Annotated in this window: 16 protein-coding genes, 1 pseudogene and 1 riboswitch; of the genes and pseudogenes, 4 read left to right on the top strand and 13 right to left on the bottom strand. The window is 71.1% G+C overall.

Annotation, left to right across the window (positions count from 1 at the left end; all coding sequences use genetic code 11):
• The first annotated feature begins 171 nt into the window (after window positions 1-171).
• Window positions 172-2,034, top strand: a complete 1,863-nt coding sequence (locus tag M2157_RS39435; RefSeq protein WP_069761502.1) for an AAA family ATPase — start codon at window positions 172-174, stop codon at window positions 2,032-2,034.
• A gap of 44 nt (window positions 2,035-2,078) precedes the next feature.
• Here the strand turns inward: M2157_RS39435 and M2157_RS39430 are convergent, their stop codons facing one another.
• The 10 genes from M2157_RS39430 to M2157_RS39385 all read right to left on the bottom strand — a co-directional run bounded on the left by M2157_RS39430 (window position 2,079) and on the right by M2157_RS39385 (window position 11,079).
• Entirely contained in the window at window positions 2,079-3,155 is a 1,077-nt protein-coding gene (locus M2157_RS39430) for a hemolysin family protein (RefSeq protein ID WP_280867558.1), read from the bottom strand.
• A complete protein-coding gene (locus M2157_RS39425; RefSeq protein WP_280856366.1) occupies window positions 3,152-4,492 on the bottom strand; it encodes a hemolysin family protein in 1,341 nt (446 codons plus the stop codon). The genes M2157_RS39430 and M2157_RS39425 overlap by 4 nt, the downstream gene beginning before the upstream one ends.
• A 179-nt stretch (window positions 4,493-4,671) precedes the next feature.
• A complete protein-coding gene (locus tag M2157_RS39420) occupies window positions 4,672-5,130 on the bottom strand; it encodes a PH domain-containing protein (RefSeq protein WP_280867557.1) in 459 nt (152 codons plus the stop codon).
• A gap of 14 nt (window positions 5,131-5,144) precedes the next feature.
• Window positions 5,145-6,002: an ATP phosphoribosyltransferase gene (hisG, locus tag M2157_RS39415; protein ID WP_280856368.1), complete on the bottom strand. Its 858-nt coding sequence runs from the start codon at window positions 6,000-6,002 to the stop codon at window positions 5,145-5,147.
• A gap of 44 nt (window positions 6,003-6,046) precedes the next feature.
• Window positions 6,047-6,319 (bottom strand): phosphoribosyl-ATP diphosphatase, encoded by a 273-nt coding sequence (locus M2157_RS39410; protein WP_020117406.1) that lies wholly within the window; start codon window positions 6,317-6,319, stop codon window positions 6,047-6,049.
• Window positions 6,320-6,353: 34 nt separating this feature from the next.
• Entirely contained in the window at window positions 6,354-6,839 is a 486-nt protein-coding gene (gene ribH / locus M2157_RS39405) for a 6,7-dimethyl-8-ribityllumazine synthase (protein WP_057614122.1), read from the bottom strand.
• A gap of 28 nt (window positions 6,840-6,867) precedes the next feature.
• Complete coding sequence (locus tag M2157_RS39400) at window positions 6,868-8,157, bottom strand: bifunctional 3,4-dihydroxy-2-butanone-4-phosphate synthase/GTP cyclohydrolase II (RefSeq protein ID WP_280867556.1); 1,290 nt, start codon at window positions 8,155-8,157, stop codon at window positions 6,868-6,870.
• The gene (locus M2157_RS39395) at window positions 8,154-8,795 is read right to left on the bottom strand and encodes a nicotinamide mononucleotide transporter family protein (RefSeq protein ID WP_280856370.1); all 642 of its coding nucleotides are present in this window, start codon (window positions 8,793-8,795) and stop codon (window positions 8,154-8,156) included. The genes M2157_RS39400 and M2157_RS39395 overlap by 4 nt, the downstream gene beginning before the upstream one ends.
• A complete protein-coding gene (locus M2157_RS39390; RefSeq protein ID WP_280856371.1) occupies window positions 8,792-9,397 on the bottom strand; it encodes a riboflavin synthase in 606 nt (201 codons plus the stop codon). Before M2157_RS39390 ends, M2157_RS39395 begins: the two co-directional genes overlap by 4 nt.
• A 146-nt stretch (window positions 9,398-9,543) precedes the next feature.
• Window positions 9,544-9,674: riboswitch (FMN riboswitch) on the bottom strand.
• A 232-nt stretch (window positions 9,675-9,906) separates the two neighbouring features.
• Window positions 9,907-11,079: an ROK family transcriptional regulator gene (locus M2157_RS39385; RefSeq protein ID WP_280867555.1), complete on the bottom strand. Its 1,173-nt coding sequence runs from the start codon at window positions 11,077-11,079 to the stop codon at window positions 9,907-9,909.
• A gap of 113 nt (window positions 11,080-11,192) precedes the next feature.
• On the opposite strand from M2157_RS39385, the gene M2157_RS39380 reads away from it, so the two are divergent.
• Window positions 11,193-12,404 carry an MFS transporter gene (locus tag M2157_RS39380; RefSeq protein WP_280867554.1) on the top strand — a complete coding sequence of 404 codons (1,212 nt, stop codon included), beginning with the start codon at window positions 11,193-11,195 and terminating at the stop codon, window positions 12,402-12,404.
• Between the two features lie 10 nt (window positions 12,405-12,414).
• On the opposite strand, the gene M2157_RS39375 is transcribed toward M2157_RS39380, so the two are convergent.
• Window positions 12,415-13,545, bottom strand: a complete 1,131-nt coding sequence (locus M2157_RS39375; RefSeq protein WP_280858949.1) for a glycoside hydrolase family 6 protein — start codon at window positions 13,543-13,545, stop codon at window positions 12,415-12,417.
• Window positions 13,546-13,715: 170 nt separating this feature from the next.
• Between M2157_RS39375 and M2157_RS39370 the strand changes: the two genes are divergently transcribed.
• Window positions 13,716-14,402 (top strand): DUF5995 family protein, encoded by a 687-nt coding sequence (locus tag M2157_RS39370; RefSeq protein WP_280856374.1) that lies wholly within the window; start codon window positions 13,716-13,718, stop codon window positions 14,400-14,402.
• 7 nt (window positions 14,403-14,409) lie between these two features.
• Window positions 14,410-14,583, top strand: a pseudogene (locus M2157_RS39365) (LLM class F420-dependent oxidoreductase); the annotation flags it as partial.
• A 140-nt stretch (window positions 14,584-14,723) separates the two neighbouring features.
• On the opposite strand, the gene M2157_RS39360 reads toward M2157_RS39365, so the two are convergent.
• Together M2157_RS39360 and M2157_RS39355 are read right to left on the bottom strand one after the other, a co-directional pair.
• Complete coding sequence (locus M2157_RS39360; protein WP_280867553.1) at window positions 14,724-16,439, bottom strand: NAD(P)/FAD-dependent oxidoreductase; 1,716 nt, start codon at window positions 16,437-16,439, stop codon at window positions 14,724-14,726.
• 40 nt (window positions 16,440-16,479) lie between these two features.
• Entirely contained in the window at window positions 16,480-17,268 is a 789-nt protein-coding gene (locus M2157_RS39355; RefSeq protein WP_280867552.1) for a carbon-nitrogen hydrolase family protein, read from the bottom strand.
• Window positions 17,269-17,289 lie beyond the last annotated feature (21 nt).

Below are 17,289 nucleotides of genomic sequence, written 5' to 3'. Positions count from 1 at the left end.
CACCCTACGGCGGGCGACACCACCGCAGGTACGATGCCCTCGGTGCGACCTACGGACGACTGCTCTGCGCACCGTTGCAACTCCGGTCCGCGGCACAGCGGTTGAACGAAGGCGGCCACCGGGCGTCGGCCCGGTGGTGAAACCACGGGGGCACGGTTTGTGGGGGACGTGATGGATTTCGGCACGCAGGGCCCCGAGGCCCCGGCCGACCTCGCCTGGCTGCGAGGGGTGGACGCCTACACGATGGGCGCCTATCCGCAGGCCGAGGAGGAGTTCCGGGCCGCGGTGCGAATCGATCCGGGGATGGCCGACGGCTGGCTCGGACTGCACGCGCTGCGCGTCGACACGACGACCGCGCTGCTGCGGATGTTCCGGCACCGCGAGCGTTTCGGCGAACAGCGCGCCCGGCACCGGCGCACGCTCAACTCCTGGTACTGGCTGGGCTGGTGGGTGCAACCGGTGCTGGAGAGCCCGCGCGACCTGCTTCTCGCGCACGCCTCGCACTGGCTGGACGGCCGCCATGTCCCCGAACTGGACCGGGCCCTCGCGGGCCTGCCCCCGGTGGACACCGACCACCAGGTCCGCTTCCTGCACGCCTGCCGTGCCTATCTCGTCAAGGACTGGGAACAACTGGTCCGGCACACCGACCCGCTGATCGACGACGCCATGCTCGGCATCGAGGCCGGACTGTTCGGCGGCATGGCCCGGGTCCGCCTGGAGATGTACGGCCAGGCCGAACCGCTGCTCTCGGCGGCCCTGATGCGCTGCCGCAGCGAACAGCCCCAGCGCAAGGAACTGCGGTACTGGCTGGCCAGGGCGCACGAGGGCACGGGCCGGTCCGCGGCCGCCCTCCCCCTGTACCGGGCCGTGCACCGCGTCGACCCCGCCTTCATGGACACCTCGGCCCGGCTCGCCGCGATCGCCGAGGGCGACGGGTACGACGACTCCGCCGACCTCGCGGCGATCACGCTCACCGGGTTCGGGCAGGACATGCTGGAGGGGCCCGACGGGATGGATCCGCTGTTCGGCATCGAGGGGCGGGAGCTGAAGCTCTCCGATCCGGAGCCGCCGACCGGTCCCCTGCCCTCGATGACCGACCCGGCCGGACGCGAGAGGTCCGGCCCACCCGTGGGGCCGCTGCCCGCCGGGCCCACCGATCCCGTCTTACTGGAGGAGGCCCTCACCGAACTCGAGCGCATGGTGGGGCTCGAACCGGTGAAGCGCCAAGTCAAGGCGCTCTCCGCCCAGTTGAACATGGCCCGGCTGCGCACCGGGCAGGGCCTGCCCGTCCAGCCGCCCAAGCGTCACTTCGTCTTCTCCGGCCCCTCCGGAACGGGCAAGACGACGGTGGCCCGCATCCTGGGCCGCGTCTTCTACGCCCTCGGACTGCTCGGCGGTGATCATCTCGTCGAGGCGCAGCGGGCGGATCTGGTCGGGGAGTACCTCGGCCAGACGGCGGTGAAGGCCAACGAACTCATCGACTCGGCCCTCGGCGGGGTGCTCTTCGTCGACGAGGCGTACTCGCTCTCCAACTCCGGTTACGGCAAGGGGGACGCGTACGGCGACGAGGCGCTCCAGGTGCTGCTGAAGCGGGCCGAGGACAACCGGGACCACCTGGTCGTGATCCTGGCGGGCTATCCGGAGGGCATGGACCGCCTGCTGGCCGCGAACCCCGGACTGTCGTCCCGCTTCACGACCCGCGTCGACTTCCCCTCGTACCGTCCCCTCGAACTCACCTCCATCGGCGAGGTGCTGGCGGCGGAGAACGGCGACATCTGGGACGAGGAGGCGCTGGACGAGCTGCGCTCCATCGCCGGGCATGTGGTGGACCAGGGGTGGATCGACGAACTGGGCAACGGGCGGTTCCTGCGCACGCTGTACGAGAAGAGCTGCGCGTATCGGGATCTTCGGTTGTCGACGTATCCGGGGATGCTGAGCCGGGACGACTTGTCGACGTTGCGGTTGCCGGACTTGATGCAGGCGTACGGGGAGGTTCTGTCGGGGCGAGGGCCGCAGGATCCGTCGGCGATGTGAGTTGTGCGGCTGCGGGCCGGTGGGGGCTGGTCGCAGCCGAAGAACTACGACGCCAAAGCCTCCTCGCTGCTACGGGGCTCGGTCACCCGCACCTCCGGCACCTCCCGGTGCGCAGGGTCCCGTACCTCACCGACCAGCAGTTCCAGTACGTCCTCCAGCGCCACCAGACCCAGCACCTTCCCGGACCCGTCCGCCACCTGGGCCAGGTGCGTGGCCGCGCGCCGCATCACCGTGAGGGCGTCATCCAGCGGCAGGTCGGAGCGGAGCTTCGTCATCGGCCGCCAGATCTGCTGGGGCACCGCCCGCTGCGAGTCCTCCAGATCCAGTACGTCCTTCACATGCAGATACCCCATGAACGCGCCGTTCTCCGCGGCGACCGGGAAGCGTGAGTACCCGGTACGGCCGGTGAGTTCGATGATCTCGCCCGGGGTCACCGAGGGACGCACCGTCACCAGGGACTCGCGCTTCAGCAGGACATCCGTCACCGGGCGGGAGCCCAGTTCCAGCGCGTCCTCCAGGCGCTCCTGCTCCTCGGGGTCCAGCAGGCCCGCCTGGCCGGAGTCCTCGACCAGCCGGTTCAGCTGTTCGCTCGTGAAGACGGCCTCGACCTCGTCCTTGGGCTCGACGTGGAAGAGCCGCAGGATGGCCCGGGCGCAGGCGCCGAGGGCGATGGTGATCGGCCTGCAGAGGCGGGCGAAGTAGACCAGGCCGGGGCTGAGCCACAACGCGACCTTCTCCGGGGCCGCCATCGCGAGGTTCTTGGGGACCATCTCGCCGATGACGAGGTGGAAGAAGACCACCGCGGCCAGGGCGATGACGTACCCCAGCGGGTGGATCACGCCGTGCGGAAGGTGGATCCACTCGAAGACCGGCTCCAGCAGACTCGCGACCGTCGGTTCGGCGACCGCGCCGAGGGTCAGCGAGCACACCGTGATGCCGAACTGGGCCGCCGCCATCATCTGCGGGAGCCGCTCGAGGCCGTACAGCACCTGTCGGGCCCGCGCCGTGCCGAGCGGCTCGATCTGGCTGCGGCGCACGGAGACGAGGGCGAACTCGGCGCCGACGAAGAACCCGTTGGCGAGCACGAGCAGCGCCGCGAAGAGGAGTTGGAGCACGCTCATCGGGCGGCCTCCATGACGTTGACCGCGGGGACCAGACGGACCAGGCGGACCCGCTCGGCGCGGTAGTGCCCGACCTGGCGGACGGTGAGCCGCCAGCCGGGCAGCTCGGCCCGGTCGCCGACGGCGGGGATGCGGCCGAGCAGGTCGGCGACCAGCCCGGCGACGGTCTCGTACGGCCCCTCGGGCACGTCGAGGCCTATGCGCTGGAGGATGTCGACCCGGCAGCTGCCGTCCGCGTCCCAGGTGAGGCGGCCGTCCTCCGGCGGGGCGGGGGCCAGTTCGGGGCCTTCCTTGGACACGTCGTCGTGCTCGTCGCGGACCTCGCCGACGATCTCCTCGACGATGTCCTCCAGGGTGACCACGCCGGCCGTGCCGCCGTACTCGTCGACGACGACGGCGATGGGCTGCTCACTGCGCAGCTGGGCGAGGAGCGGCTGGACCGGGAGTGTCTCGGGCACCAGCAGCGCCGGGCGGGCGATGCGGGAGACGGGGGTGCGCAGACGGTCCTGGACGGGGACCGCCAGGGCGTCCTTGAGGTGGGCCATGCCGACGATCTCGTCGATCTTCTCGCGGTAGACCGGGAAGCGGGACAGGCCGGTGGCGCGGGTGAGGTTGACGACGTCCTCGGCGGTGGCCGAGTCCTGGAGCGAGCTGACCTTCACGCGCGGGGTCATGACGTGCTGGGCGGTCAGCTCGGCGAGCGACAGCGTGCGGACGAAGAGGTCCGCGGTGTCCTGTTCCAGGGCGCCGGCCTGGGCCGAGTGCCGGGCCAGGGAGACGAGCTCGCCGGGGGTGCGGGCGGAGGCCAGTCCCTCGGCGGGCTCGATGCCGAGCGCGCGGACGAGGCGGTTGGCGACCGCGTTCAGGCCGGCGATCACCGGCCGGAACAGCCGGGCGAAGGCATGCTGCGGGCCGGCGACGAAGCGGGCGACCTGCATCGGCTTGGACACCGCCCAGTTCTTGGGCACGAGTTCGCCGATCACCATCTGCACGGCGGAGGCCAGCAGCATGCCGACGACGACGGCCACGCCGGAGACCGCGCCCTCGGGGATGCCGATGGCCGTGAACGGGCCGTGCAGCAGTTCCGCGAGCGCCGGTTCGGCGAGCATGCCGACGACGAGCGAGGTGATGGTGATGCCGAGCTGGGTGCCGGAGAGCTGGAAGGACAGCTCCTTGAGCGAGTCGGCGACCCGACGGGCCCGCCGGTCGCCTTCCGCGGCGGCCCTTTCGGCGTCCGTGGCCTCGACGGTGACGAGGCCGAACTCGGCCGCCACGAAGAAGCCGTTGGCGAGAATCAGCAGAAACGCCGCTCCGAGGAGCAGCAAGGGGATGGTCATGCCGCCGCCTCGATATGCCGGGAGGGGGCGGCGCAGGTACTACAGGACGATCCGTCCATCGCTGGAGGGAGTCACTCCTCGGGTAGCAGGAACAACGAGAGGCGGAGGCGCAAGGAAAACGCCTCCGCCAACAGATTAATCAAGACATGGCCGACTGCGGCAGGGTGAAAGCCCTCGAGTCAGCCCTGATCTTCGTCGGAGCGGGCTGTGGAGCGGGCTTCGGCGAGCGCTCGCAGGGCCTTCGCGTCGGCGATGGCCTGCTGCTTCGCGATGCCCGGCTGGATGCCGAGGGCGGGCAGGCTGGTGCCGTCGCTGAGGTTGAGGAACACCCACGGGTCGCCCGGTCGGAGGTTCACCTGGATGATCTCGGCCCATTCCAGACGCCGCCTGCCGGCGATGTTCTGGACGGTGACACCGGACTCGTCGGCGACGACCTTGACCCTGGCCAGCAGGAACAGCACACCGGCGAGCAGGGCCGCCGTGAAGATGAAGCTCAGGCGCTCGCCGGGTCCCAGCTGCTCGAGAAGCAGCGCGATCACCGTGATCGTCACGAAGATCGCGACGCCCGCGGCGAGCAGCACCGCGCGCGTGCGGCTCGGCCGGAACGTGACGGGAAGGGTGGGCAGTTCGGAGGACATCTGCGGTGCGCCCCTCAGAGACGGCAGGCGTGGATGGCCGTCGTCAGGATGGCCCGCGCGCCGATGTCGTACAGGTCGTCCATGATCCGCTGCGCCTCCTTGGCGGGGACCATCGCGCGGACGGCGACCCAGCCCTCGTTGTGCAGCGGGGAGACGGTCGGGGACTCGAGGCCCGGCGTGAGCGCGACGGCCTTCTCGAGCTGCTCGACGCGGCAGTCGTAGTCCATCATCACGTACGTCCGGGCCACCAGGACGCCCTGGAGGCGGCGCAGGAACTGCTGAACCTTCGACTCGGCAGCCTCCTCGCCGTCGGCGCCGGTGCGGCGGATGACGACGGCCTCGGACTTCATGATGGGCTCGCCGAAGACCTCCAGGCCCGCGTTGCGCAGGCTGGTGCCGGTCTCGACGACGTCGGCGATGACCTCGGCGACCCCGAGCTCGATGGCGGTCTCGACGGCGCCGTCGAGGTGGACGACGGAGGCGTCGATGCCGTTGTCGGCGAGGTGTCCCGCGACGATCCCCTCGTACGAGGTGGCGACCGTCTTGCCCTTCAGGTCCTCGACGCCGTTCGCCTCACCGGGCTTGGACGCGAACCGGAAGGTGGAGCGGGCGAAGCCGAGCGGGAGGATCTCCTCGGCGTCGGCCCCGGAGTCGATCAGCAGGTCGCGGCCGGTGATGCCGATGTCGAGCTGGCCGGAGGAGACGTAGATCGCGATGTCCCGGGGGCGGAGGTAGAAGAACTCCACGTCGTTGACCGGGTCGACGATCCGCAGTTCCTTGGACTCGCGGCGCTGCTGGTAGCCGGCCTCATGCAGCATCTCCCCCGCGGGGCCTGACAGGGAACCCTTGTTGGGGACGGCGATGCGCAGCATGAGGTCGGCTTCCTTTGCTCTGAGGGGTTGATTCGGCGAGTGGCTTACAGGTGGGCGTAGACGTCGTCGAGGGAGATCCCGCGCGCGACCATCATCACCTGGACGTGGTACAGCAGCTGCGAGATCTCCTCGGCGGCCGCCTCCTTGCCCTCGTACTCGGCGGCCATCCAGACCTCGGCGGCCTCTTCGACGACCTTCTTGCCGATGGCATGGACGCCCTTGCCGACCAGTTCTGCGGTGCGGGAAGTGGCGGGATCGCCGTTGGCGGCCTTGTGCTGGAGCTCGGTGAAGAGCTCCTCGAACGTCTTATTGGACATGGTGGCGCCCACTTTACGCGTAAGCCCGCACCACCTAACGCCACGGTTCAGATACTGAGCGGAGGGTGGCCGCCGTGGCCACCGCGGCGGTCACCGCCTCGTGCCCCTTGTCCTCGTTGGAGCCCTCGATGCCCGCGCGGTCCAGGGCCTGCTCCTCGGTGTCGCAGGTGAGGACGCCCATGCCGACGGGGACGCCGGTGTCCACCGAGACCTGGGTGAGGCCCTGGGTGACGCCCTGGCACACGTACTCGAAGTGCGGGGTGCCGCCGCGGATGACGACGCCGAGGGCGACGATCGCGTCGTAGCCGCGGCCCGCGAGGACCTTGGCGACGACCGGGAGCTCCCAGCTGCCGGGGACCCGGAGCAGGGTCGGCTCGTCGATGCCCAGGTCGTGCAGGGCGCGCAGGGCGCCGTCCACCAGTCCGTCCATCACCTTCTCGTGCCACTGCGCCGCGATGACGGCGACCCGCAGGTCACCCACGTTGCGTACGGACAGCTCCGGTGCGCCCTTGCCGCTCACGTTCTTCAGTCTCCTCGAAGTGCTGGTGCTACTGGTTGCTGCAGGTGGACACGGGGGTGGTGTCCAGCCAGGGCAGGTCGTGGCCCATCCGGTCCCGCTTGGTGCGCAGGTAGCGGAGGTTGTGCTCGCCCGCCTGTACGGGCATCGGCTCCCGTCCCGTGACCTTGAGTCCGTGCCGCAGGAGGGCATCGGACTTGTCCGGGTTGTTGGTCATCAGGCGCAGGCTGTGGACGCCGAGGTCCTCCAGGATCTGCGCGCCGGCCCCGTAGTCGCGGGCGTCGGCGGGCAGGCCGAGTTCCAGGTTTGCGTCGAGGGTGTCGTGGCCCTGTTCCTGGAGTTCGTACGCCCGGAGCTTGGAGAGCAGGCCGATGCCGCGCCCCTCGTGGCCGCGCAGGTAGACCACCACTCCCCTGCCCTCGGCCTGGATGCGCTCCAGGGAGGCGTCGAGCTGGGGACCGCAGTCGCAGCGCAGGGAGCCGAAGATGTCGCCGGTGAGGCACTCGGAGTGGACGCGGACCAGGACGTCCTCGCCGTCGCCGATCTCGCCGTGCACCAGGGCGACGTGCTCGACGCCGTCGACGGTGGAGCGGTAGCCGTACGCCCTGAAGGTGCCGTGGGCGGTGGGCAGCCGGGTCTCGGCCTCGCGGCGGACCGTGGGCTCGCTGGTCCGGCGGTAGGCGATCAGGTCCTCGATGGAGATGATCGTCAGGCCGTGCTTGCGGGCGAAGGGGATCAGCTCGGGCAGCCGGAGCATGCGGCCGTCCTCGCCGGCGATCTCGACGATCGCTCCGGCCGGGCGCAGTCCCGCGAGCCGGGCGAGGTCGACGGCGGCCTCGGTGTGGCCGTTGCGGGTGAGGACGCCGCCGTCCTTGGCGCGCAGCGGGAAGATGTGGCCGGGCCGGACGAAGTCGGTGGGCTCGGCGGCGCCGCTCGCGAGGAGCTGGAGCGTGGTCGCGCGGTCGGAGGCCGAGATGCCCGTGGTGACACCGTGAGTGCCGGAGGCGTCCACGGAGACGGTGAACGCGGTCTTCATCGACTCGGTGTTGTCGTCGACCATCTGCGGCAGCTTGAGCCGGTCCAGTTCGTCGCCCTCCATGGGGGCGCAGATCAGGCCGCGGCACTCGCTCATCATGAAGGCGACGATCTCGGGGGTGACCTTCTCGGCGGCGACGACCAGGTCGCCCTCGTTCTCGCGGTCCTCGTCGTCGACGACCACGATGGGGCGGCCGGCCGCGATGTCGGCGATGGCCTGCTCGACCGGGTCCAGCGCGAAGTCCTCGAAGCCGTCGGTGCTGTACAGGACGGGTGCGGCGGTCATGCGGGCGCTCCTTCCAGGGCGGGCTTTGCGGACTCACGGGAGCGCAGCCACCAGTCGCGCATGCCCCACAGGACGAGCGCGCCGTAGATGACGTAGACGAAGCCGGAGAAGGCGTAGCCGTTGGCGAAGTTCAGCGGGACGCCGACGAGGTCGACGAGGAGCCAGGCGAACCAGAACTCGACCATGCCGCGAGCCTGGGCGTACATGGCGACGACGGTGCCGACGAAGATGTAGGCATCCGGCCAGGGGTCCCAGGACAGGGTCGGGTAGGCCTTGAAGAGCAGGGCGACCGCGACGGTGCCGACGGCGGCGGCGCCGATCATCGCCCCGCGCTCGGTCCAGGTGGCGAACCGGGGGGCGATGTGACCGTCCGCGGACCGGCCCCTGTGGCGGTTCCACTGCCACCAGCCGTACAGCGCGACGACCATGACGACGGCCTGCTTGCCGGCGCTGCCGGTGAGGTGCCCGTAGAAGGCGCCGAAGAGGATGAGGCCGGAGGCGAACTGCACCGGCCAGCTCCACAGGTTGCGCCGCCAGCCGAGGGCGAGGGCGATCAGGCCGAGGATGTTGCCGATCATGTCCGACCAGAGGATGTGCTGGCCGAACAGGGTGAAGGCCTCGGTGTTGAGGGAGTTCACTTCCCGGCCCCCTGACTGCTCGCGAGCAGGCGCTCGACGTACTTGGCGACGACGTCGACCTCGAGGTTGACCGGGGCGCCGGGCTGCTTGAGGCCGAGCGTGGTCAGGGCGAGGGTGGTGGGGATGAGACTGACGGTGAAGTAGTCCGGACCGGCGTCCACGACGGTGAGGCTGATGCCGTCGACCGTGATGGAGCCCTTCTCCACGACATAGCGCGTGAGGTCCGCGGGCAGGGAGATCTTGATGATCTCCCAGTGCTCGGAGGGCTTGCGCTCCAGGACCTCGCCGGTGCCGTCCACGTGCCCCTGCACGATGTGCCCGCCGAGGCGCGCGCCCACGGCGGTGGGACGCTCGAGGTTGACGCGGGAGCCGACGCCCAGGGCGCCGAGGCTCGATCGGTCGAGGGTCTCGGCCATGACGTCGGCGGTGAACTCGTCGCCCTCGTGGTCGACGACGGTGAGGCAGACGCCGTTGACGGCGATGGAGTCTCCGTGTTTCGCGCCCTCGGTGACGACGGGGCCGCGCAGTCGGAAGCGACAGGCGTCGCCGAGGTTCTCGACGGCGGTGATCTCGCCCAGCTCTTCGACGATTCCGGTGAACACTTCCCGGGTCCTCCCTGCCTCATGGGGCACGGACTCCGGGGCTGTCGATGACGACAGAATGAACGAGCCGAGGCACCGGGGGCGACGCCGGACGCACCCGTCCCGAAGGACGGACCGATACGGCGGCGCGCACGAATGCCCGCCCGCCGCGCACTGCCTCCCATCCGGACTTTAACCGTCGGTCCAGGAATTTCACCTGGTCAACCGGCCGCTGGAAGCGGCCGGGTCGCGGACTGTAACCGCCGGTTCGGACTTTCACCGACCCCGGAGTGCGCTGCTTCTGGTACAGAGCCAGTGTGCCACGCCTGATCGACGTCCATATGGGCGAAGAGTGTGGGGTGGCTCACAGACAGTACCGATGGACATCTCGGGCCCGGACTCCCAAGTGGCGGATGGCGCAGATCCATTGACTAATTGGTCTAGTCCTTTTTAGGGTCGTCCTGCGTGGACACCCGTAGAGACGGGCCCGGCGGCGGTGACGACGGCCCTTGCCCGCCGCCGGGTCTTCTTCAGCGGGGTGCGAACAACTCGTCCTGAGCCCTGTCTCTCGCCGTGAGCAGGGCTCCTCGCAGGACCGCTTCCCCGCCCAGCCTGCTCGCTCTCACCTCCGTGGCCAGAGGCGACATACGGCGGACCCGGCTCTCCACCCGTGCCGCGAGGTCCGCCCCGCCGGCCTGGCCCACCTCGCCGCCCAGGACCAGGCAGCCCGGGTCGAGAATGGCCACGACCGACGCGACTCCTATGGCCAGGCGGTCCGCGAGGGCGTCGAGGAAGTCCGCCGAGCCCCCGGTCACCGCCTCCCGCACCACCCGCGCGGCCGGCGGCTCATGCCCGTCCGCCCCGACCGCCGGCCCGTGCCGCTCCGCCAGTCGCACGATCGCCGCCGACCCCGCGAGGGAGTGGAAGCCCCCCTCGCAGTCCACCGCGGACGGCAGTCCCACGGTCCCCGGCACCGGCAGGAAACCGATCTCCCCGGTGCCGCCCGATGCTCCCCGGCGCAGGGTGCCGTCCAGGACGACCGCCGCGCCCGTGCCGTGGCCGAGCCACAGCAGGACGAAGGTGTCCCGGTCCCGGGCAGCCCCGTCCCGCTGTTCCGCCAGCGCCGCGAGGTTGGTCTCGTTCTCGACGTGGATGCGCGTCTTCGGGAGCCGCTCCTGCAACGCCAGCACCAGTCGCCGGTGCCATTCGGGCAGGCCGCCGGAGTCGCGGAGTTCGCCGGTGGCCGGGTCGATGAGGCCGGGGGCGCCGATGGCGACGGTGTGGAGCTCCTGCACCCCCGCCTCCTTGGCCGCGCGTTCGACCAGCGTGACCGCCCGCTCGACCGCGGGCCCGGTCCCCGTGTCCCCTCCGATGGGCACCGACGCCTCGGCCAGCACCCGGCCCAGCAGGTCGGAGACGACGACGGAGACACCCTCGGTGCGGACGTCGAGAGCCGCGAGGTGGGCCTGGTCGGCGACGATGCCGTACAGCCTGGCGTTGGGGCCGCGGCGTTGCTCCCCCGACTCCCCGACCACGTGGATCAGTCCGGCGGCGGCGAGGCGCTCGACGAGGTCGGCGACGCTCGGCCGGGACAGTCCGGTGAGCTGCTTCAACTGCCCTGCCGTCAACGGGCCCTCCTGCTGGAGCAGACGCAGGGCGAGCCGGTCGTTGATGGCCCGGGCGGTGCTCGGGGATGCGGGCATGCCGGGAATCCTCTCAGATCCGCAGTGCCGAAAGTGCGCTATCTATCAGGCAGGGTTCCTGATAGTTTACGGCGGCGGCACGGGACGACGAGGATCCGGGGAGGGGCCCGACAATGAGCGATGTGGTGCACGCGTCGGCAGAGGTACGGCGGGCCCGGTACGCCGTGGCCGCCGTGTTCGCCGTGCACGGGGCGGTGACCGGTTCGTTCGCGACGCGGGTGCCGTGGATCCAGGACCATGCCTCGGTGGGCGCGGGTCAACTGGGCTTCGCCCTGGCCTTCACTGCGTTCGGCGCGTCCTGCGCGATGCCGCTGGCCGCCCGGGTCAGCCACCGCTTCGGCAGCCGGGCGGCCCTGCGCGGCCTGATCGTGTTGTGGACGCTGTCCCTGGTTCTGCCCGCGCTCGCGCCCAACCTCTACACGTTGTGCCTGGCGATGTTCGTGTACGGCGCGAGCGCCGGTATGGCCGACGTGGTCATGAACGCGCTGGGCGTCGAGGTGGAGAACCTGCTGGGCAAGTCGATCATGTCCGGGTTGCACGGCATGTGGAGCGCGGGCGCGCTGCTCGGCTCGGCGGGCGGCACGCTCGCCGCGCATCTGGGCGCTGACGCACGTGTGCACTTCGCGCTGGCGACGGCCTGCCTCACCGTGCTCGGTGTGCTGGCCTGCCGGTGGGTCCTCGACGTGCAGGCCGGTGCGGACGAGGAGCCGCCGCCCCGGTTCGCGCTGCCCCCGAAGTCGGCCCTGTTGATCGGTACGGTCGGTTTCTGCGCGGTGTTCGCGGAGGGGGCGAGCCTGGACTGGTCGGCGGTCTATCTCAAGGACCGGCTGGACACCTCGGCGGGACTGGCCGCCGCCTGCACGACCGGCTTCATGCTCACCATGGCGGTGGCCCGGATCGCGGGCGACGCCGTGGTCAACCGCTTCGGGTCGGTCCGCACGGTCCGCCTGGGCGGTGTCCTGGCCGCGGGCGGCGGGCTGCTCATCGTCGTCGCGGACCATCCGGCGGTGGCGATGACCGGCTTCGCCCTGATGGGTCTCGGCATCGCGGTGGTCGTGCCGCTGTGCTTCGCGGCGGCGGGGCGCAGCGGGCCCAATCCGAGCCAGGCGATCGCGGGCGTCGCGACCATCACCTACACCTCGGGGCTCATCGCGCCGAGCCTGCTGGGCGGGGTGGCCCAGGCCACCAACCTGACGATCTCCTTCGTCCTGGTGACCGTCCTGGCCGGCGGCCTCGTCTCCTTCGCGGGCGTGCTGCGCGCCGGAGACCGCGACCGCCCGAAGCTGAGCCCCACGGCGGCGGCAGTTCCCGACCGACGGTCCTGAAGCCGTCGCTCTAGGGCGAGGCCAGGTCATAGGCGTACGACGGGCTGAACGTGCCCGGTGTCCCCTTGCAACCGTCCGATTCCCCCGGAAGCTTCACCCACAGGTAGGCGTCGATCCTCGGCTCACCGGTGTTCAGGGTCGGTGCCCGGCCGATCTTCCGGCCGGCCGGGTCGCACCACTCGCCGTCGGGCGGGGCACCGTTGCCGTTGCGGCTGGTGTCGATGACGGCGCCCAGGCCGGGCGGTCCGTCCAGGGCGTCGAGGATCTGCCGGTCGTAGGCGATCTCGGCAGCCGTGGTGTGGAAGTTGGAGACATTGCTGAAGATCCCGTCGGAGGAGGCGGCCGAGGCGGCGCCCGCCTGCTTCAGCAGGGCCGCCTGCTGGGCCGCCGGACGCCAGCCGGAGTGACCGGCGTCGTAGTAGACGCGTGCCTCGGGGTTCGCGGCCTTCAGGACCCGGCCCGCGCGGGCCAGCGAGGCGAAGCGGTCAGCCCTTCGAGCGGCCGGGAGGCACTCCGACTGGGCGATCGAGTCGGGCTCCAGGACCACGACGACCTCGCCTGAGCCGAGTCCGGCGGCGAACCTGTCGATCCAGGCGTCGTACGCCCCGAGGTCCGGCGCCCCGCCCTGGGAGGCGCCGCCGCAGTCACGGTCCGGGATCGCGTACGCCACGAGCACCGGGACCCGGCCCTGCGCGGCACCGCCCGAAGTGACCGCGCGGACCCTGGACGTGATGGTCGCCGGGGCGTAGTCGGCGAACCAGACCGCGGCCGGCCGGTCGGCGATGCGGGACTCTATGACAGCGGCACGCCGGTCGCGCGGGTTGTCCTGCACCCAGTCGAGCACCTGGGAGGAGGGGTGGCGGTAGAGGCGGGTGGCGGCGGTGGTCCGGGCCTTCGTGGAACCGGGGCTCGCCTTCCTGGGGGACGGGGACGCGCTCACCTTCGCCGAAGGCGAGGCGGACGCGGAGGCGGAGTGAGCGGCCGGCTCGGACGCCGGCGGTACGACGGGCAGCGAGTCCGGGCCCGGGGAGCCGCTGACGAGCCCCGGCCGCGCCTCGTCGGAGCCCCCGCGGTCGTCGAGCGCGGAGAGCATCCCGGTCGCGGTGCCGACGGCGACCACCACGGAGGCCGCCGCGACCATCGCGCCGCGACCCATGGCGCGCCTGCGCGCGGCCCGGCGCGCGGCCAGCCGCTGGGCACGTAGGCCTGACACCCTGTCGCCCCCCCCTCGCGGCGGGAACGTTCCCCCGTTCTGGGGAAGCGTCGGGCCCGCCGGTACCCCGGCCAGCCTAGGACTGGGACCCTGCCGCTATGGCGCAAATGGAACAGTTCACCACTTCCCTCGACGCGGTCGTCTCCCGTATGCGCGCCCTGGAGGAGGACCTTCCGGACCGGGACGGCGTAGCGGTCTTCAACCGCGTCTACCTCGCCGTCACCGAGGCGGTCGACCGGTGCGTCGACGGCGGCAGGTTCGCGGACGCCCGGGCCGCGATCACGCTGGACGTGCGGTTCGCCGAGCGTTATCTCGCGGCGGTGGACGCGGTCGCCCGCGAACGCCGTCCGCCGGCCTGCTGGCGGCCCCTGTTCCAGTTCCGCCGCCATCCCGGCGTACGACCACTGCAGTTCGCGCTGGCGGGCATCAACGCGCATATCGGCCACGACCTCGCGCTCGCCGTCGTGGACACCTGTCGTAGCCTCGACTGCGAACCGGCCGACGTGGAGGACGAGTTCGACCGCGTGGGTGATCTCCTCGTCTCGCTGGAGGAGCGCATCCGCGAAGATCTGATGCCGGGCCCCGACCTCCTGCAGATCGCCGACCCGCTCACCCATCTGCTCGGCGCCTGGAGCCTGGAGCGCGCCCGCGAGGCCACCTGGACCGCGGCACGGGCCCTGTGGGCGCTGCGCGGACTGCCCGACGTGGCCGAGGAGTTCACCGAGCGCCTGGACACGGCGGTGGGATTCGCGGGCCGCATGCTGCTCACTCCGCTGCGGGACTGAACGACTCGCGGCGACCGGGCGGGCCGAACTCGGCACCGGCGTCCTGGTGGCCCCGCCGCCCAGCCCGTCTCAATGGGCCGAGCCCCTCGCCACGTTGGACACGGCGGGCGGCGGCCGGGTCCCGGCCGAGATCATCGACGTCTGCCGGGCTGTGTGGTGCCCGGACCCGGTGCGGTACGAGGACCGCCAGACACGCACGCCGCCTCGGCCGCCGCCCGTCTGGTCCTTGTGGCAGCGCCGACTCCGGGGCTGGACGCAGGACGCCCAGGAACCCAGGGACGTCGCAGCCGAGCCGTACAAGAAGGCGCGCGCCGCCGGGTTCTAGTCGTCGGGGAGTTCGACCGGCGCGATCTCCTCGTACACGTCCCCCGGGCCCGGGTTGGTCGCGTCGGTCCCGCCGCCGAAGTGGTGCATGACGCCCCAGACCGCGTTCAGCGCGGTCTGGATCGCGCCCTCGGCCCAGCCGGCCGTCCAGGAGATGTCGTCGCCGGCGAGGAAGATGCCCCGCTTGTCCTCGGGCAGGCCGTCCTGCATGAAGTGCGTGAACAGGCGCCGCTGGTAGCGGTAGTGGCCGGGCAGGTTGGCCTTGAACGCGCCCATGAAGTAGGGCTCGTTCTCCCAGGAGACGGTGACCGGGTTGCCGATGACGTGCTTCCTGATGTCGACCTTGGGATAGATCTCGCCGAGCGACTTCAGCATGACCTCCATCCGCTCGTTGGCGGACAGCGGGAGCCACTTCAGGCTGTCGTCGCACCAGGTGTAGGAGAGGCAGATGACGGCGGGCCGGTCCGGGCCGTCGTCGAGGAGGTAGGTCCCGCGCGTCATACGGTCGGTGAGGGTCATCGACATGACGTCCCGGCCGGTCGGGTTTCCCCTGTCGTCGACGGCCTTGTCGAGCCAGAACGGCCGGTCGACCGGGACGAAGAGCTTGGAGGACTCCATGTAGTGGGTGCGCTCGATCGCCGTCCAGTGGTCGATCGGGAAGAGCGAGTCGTCGCAGGCGATCTTGGAGAGCAGCATCCAGGACTGGGCGGTGAAGATCGCCGCCGCATAGGTGCGGATGTCTCCTCGAGCGTCCGTCACGGTGATCCGGTTGCCGGCCGTGCGGTGCAGGCGGGTGACCGCCGGTCGGGGCTCGCCGCCCTGGTGCAGTGTCGCGAGCGAGGTGCCCTGCGCCCAGTGCACGATCTTCTCCGGCTCGCGCTCCCACAGCCTGAGCGGCAGCTGCTGCGAACCCCCCACGATCCCCCGGTGGTGGTCGTCGGCCTCGGTGTAGACGACGCGCAGGATCTCCAGGATGGAGTTGGGGAAGTCGGTGTCCCAGCCGCCGGTGCCGAAGCCGACCTGGCCGAAGATCTCCCGGTGCCGGAAGGACCTGAACGCCTCCGAGTCGCAGAGGAAGCCGTAGAAGGTCTGGTTGTCGAGCTTCTCGACCAGCCGTGCCCAGATCTCGCGGATGCGCGGCACGTCCCGCTCGCGCAGCGCCCGGTTCATGTCGGTGAAGTCGGCGCCCTCTTCGAGGCACCTGTTCCAGGCCTCGGCGACATCGCGGTAGACCTGCGGGAGATCGGCAATCGTCTCGGCGTAGTGGGACTCGCCCTTGAGGTCGACGACCGTCGAAGGGGTCGCCTCCGCGAGGGGGTTGGGGAAGGGGCGGGTCTCCAGGCCGACGAGGTCGATGTAGTGCTGGAGCGCCGTCGAGGAGGGCGGGAAGCGCATCGCGCCCATCTCGGCGGTGAGTCCCTGGGTGCCCTGGCCCTCGAAGCCCACGGTCCGCAGCCGCCCGCCGATCCGGTCGGCCTCGTACACCACCGGCTTGAGGCCCATCTTCATCAGCTCGTACGCGGCCACGATGCCGGAAAGACCGCCGCCGATCACCGCGACCTCGGTGCCGTGCTCGGTCGCCGGTATCTGACCGAGGCCCGCCGGGTGGGCGAGGAAGTCGTCGTAGGCGTACGGGAAGTCCGGCCCGAACATGGTGATCGGCGGCTGCTGCTCGTCTGCGTGCTCGACGGCGTTGGGCACGGTGGACGTCATGGGGTACGGACTCCTTGAAGCGATGAGGGTGGTTCGGACGTCAGACGAGGGACCCGTAGAGGTCGGGGCGGCGGTCCGTCAGATACGGGTTCGCCGCTCGGGAGGCGGCCAGCAGGGCGGGGTCGGCGTCGGCGAACACCAGCTCCTCGCCGCGTCCGGCGCGGGCACGGGCCACCCCGTCGGGGCCGGCCAGCGTGGAGAGCCCGACGAACTCGAACTCCCCTTCCTGGCCGACCCGGTTGACGTAGGCGACGTACATCTGGCTCTCCCAGGCCCGCACCGGCACGAGGGACTCGGCGACGAACTCGAACGGGTGCATCTGGGCCGTCGGCACGAGGAGCAGGTCGGTGCCGGCGAGGGCGTGGGCGCGGACGTTCTCCGGGAACTCGACGTCGTAGCAGATCATGAGGCCGACGGTGAGTCCGCCCAGCTCCGCCTGGATCACCGGCTGTTCACCGGGCTCGAAGTGGTCGCGCTCGAAGCAGCCGAAGAGGTGGGTCTTGCGGTAGTTCGCGAGACGGACACCGTCGGCGGAGATCAGCTGGGCGGAGTTGTGGACCGCGTCGGCGACGCGTTCGGGATAGCCGTACGCGATCGCGACCCCGTGCCGCTCGGCGATCTCCGCGACCGTGTCCGCCGAGTCGCCGTCGGCCGGTTCGGCGAGGCGGGCGATGTCGTCGCCGATCGCGTATCCGGTGAGGAACATCTCCGGCGCGGCCAGCAGCGCGGCGCCCGAGGCGGCGGCCCGGCCCGCGGCCTCGTCGAGGACCTTGAGGTTCCCCTCGACGGAGCCGGGGCGGCCGGAGCTCTGGAGCAGGGCGGTGCGCATGCGTGATCCTCACCGGGCGGA

The organism is Streptomyces sp. SAI-127 (genome assembly GCF_029894425.1).
GTDB lineage: Bacteria > Actinomycetota > Actinomycetes > Streptomycetales > Streptomycetaceae > Streptomyces.
The sequence above is the reverse complement of the archived record's forward strand: the minus strand, read 5'-3'. Positions and strand labels throughout refer to the sequence as shown.

Coding starts and splice junctions, on each gene's coding strand:
- M2157_RS39375 (WP_280858949.1), bottom strand. CDS start 13,545: ATGGTCGCGGCGGCCTCCGTGGTGGTCGCCGTCGGCACCGCGACCGGG.
- hisG (WP_280856368.1), bottom strand. CDS start 6,002: ATGCTGCGCATCGCCGTCCCCAACAAGGGTTCCCTGTCAGGCCCCGCG.
- M2157_RS39370 (WP_280856374.1), top strand. CDS start 13,716: ATGGCGCAAATGGAACAGTTCACCACTTCCCTCGACGCGGTCGTCTCC.
- M2157_RS39435 (WP_069761502.1), top strand. CDS start 172: ATGGATTTCGGCACGCAGGGCCCCGAGGCCCCGGCCGACCTCGCCTGG.
- M2157_RS39400 (WP_280867556.1), bottom strand. CDS start 8,157: ATGACCGCCGCACCCGTCCTGTACAGCACCGACGGCTTCGAGGACTTC.
- M2157_RS39360 (WP_280867553.1), bottom strand. CDS start 16,439: ATGACGTCCACCGTGCCCAACGCCGTCGAGCACGCAGACGAGCAGCAG.
- M2157_RS39410 (WP_020117406.1), bottom strand. CDS start 6,319: ATGTCCAATAAGACGTTCGAGGAGCTCTTCACCGAGCTCCAGCACAAG.
- M2157_RS39430 (WP_280867558.1), bottom strand. CDS start 3,155: ATGAGCGTGCTCCAACTCCTCTTCGCGGCGCTGCTCGTGCTCGCCAAC.
- M2157_RS39380 (WP_280867554.1), top strand. CDS start 11,193: ATGAGCGATGTGGTGCACGCGTCGGCAGAGGTACGGCGGGCCCGGTAC.
- M2157_RS39420 (WP_280867557.1), bottom strand. CDS start 5,130: ATGTCCTCCGAACTGCCCACCCTTCCCGTCACGTTCCGGCCGAGCCGC.
- M2157_RS39385 (WP_280867555.1), bottom strand. CDS start 11,079: ATGCCCGCATCCCCGAGCACCGCCCGGGCCATCAACGACCGGCTCGCC.
- M2157_RS39425 (WP_280856366.1), bottom strand. CDS start 4,492: ATGACCATCCCCTTGCTGCTCCTCGGAGCGGCGTTTCTGCTGATTCTC.
- M2157_RS39355 (WP_280867552.1), bottom strand. CDS start 17,268: ATGCGCACCGCCCTGCTCCAGAGCTCCGGCCGCCCCGGCTCCGTCGAG.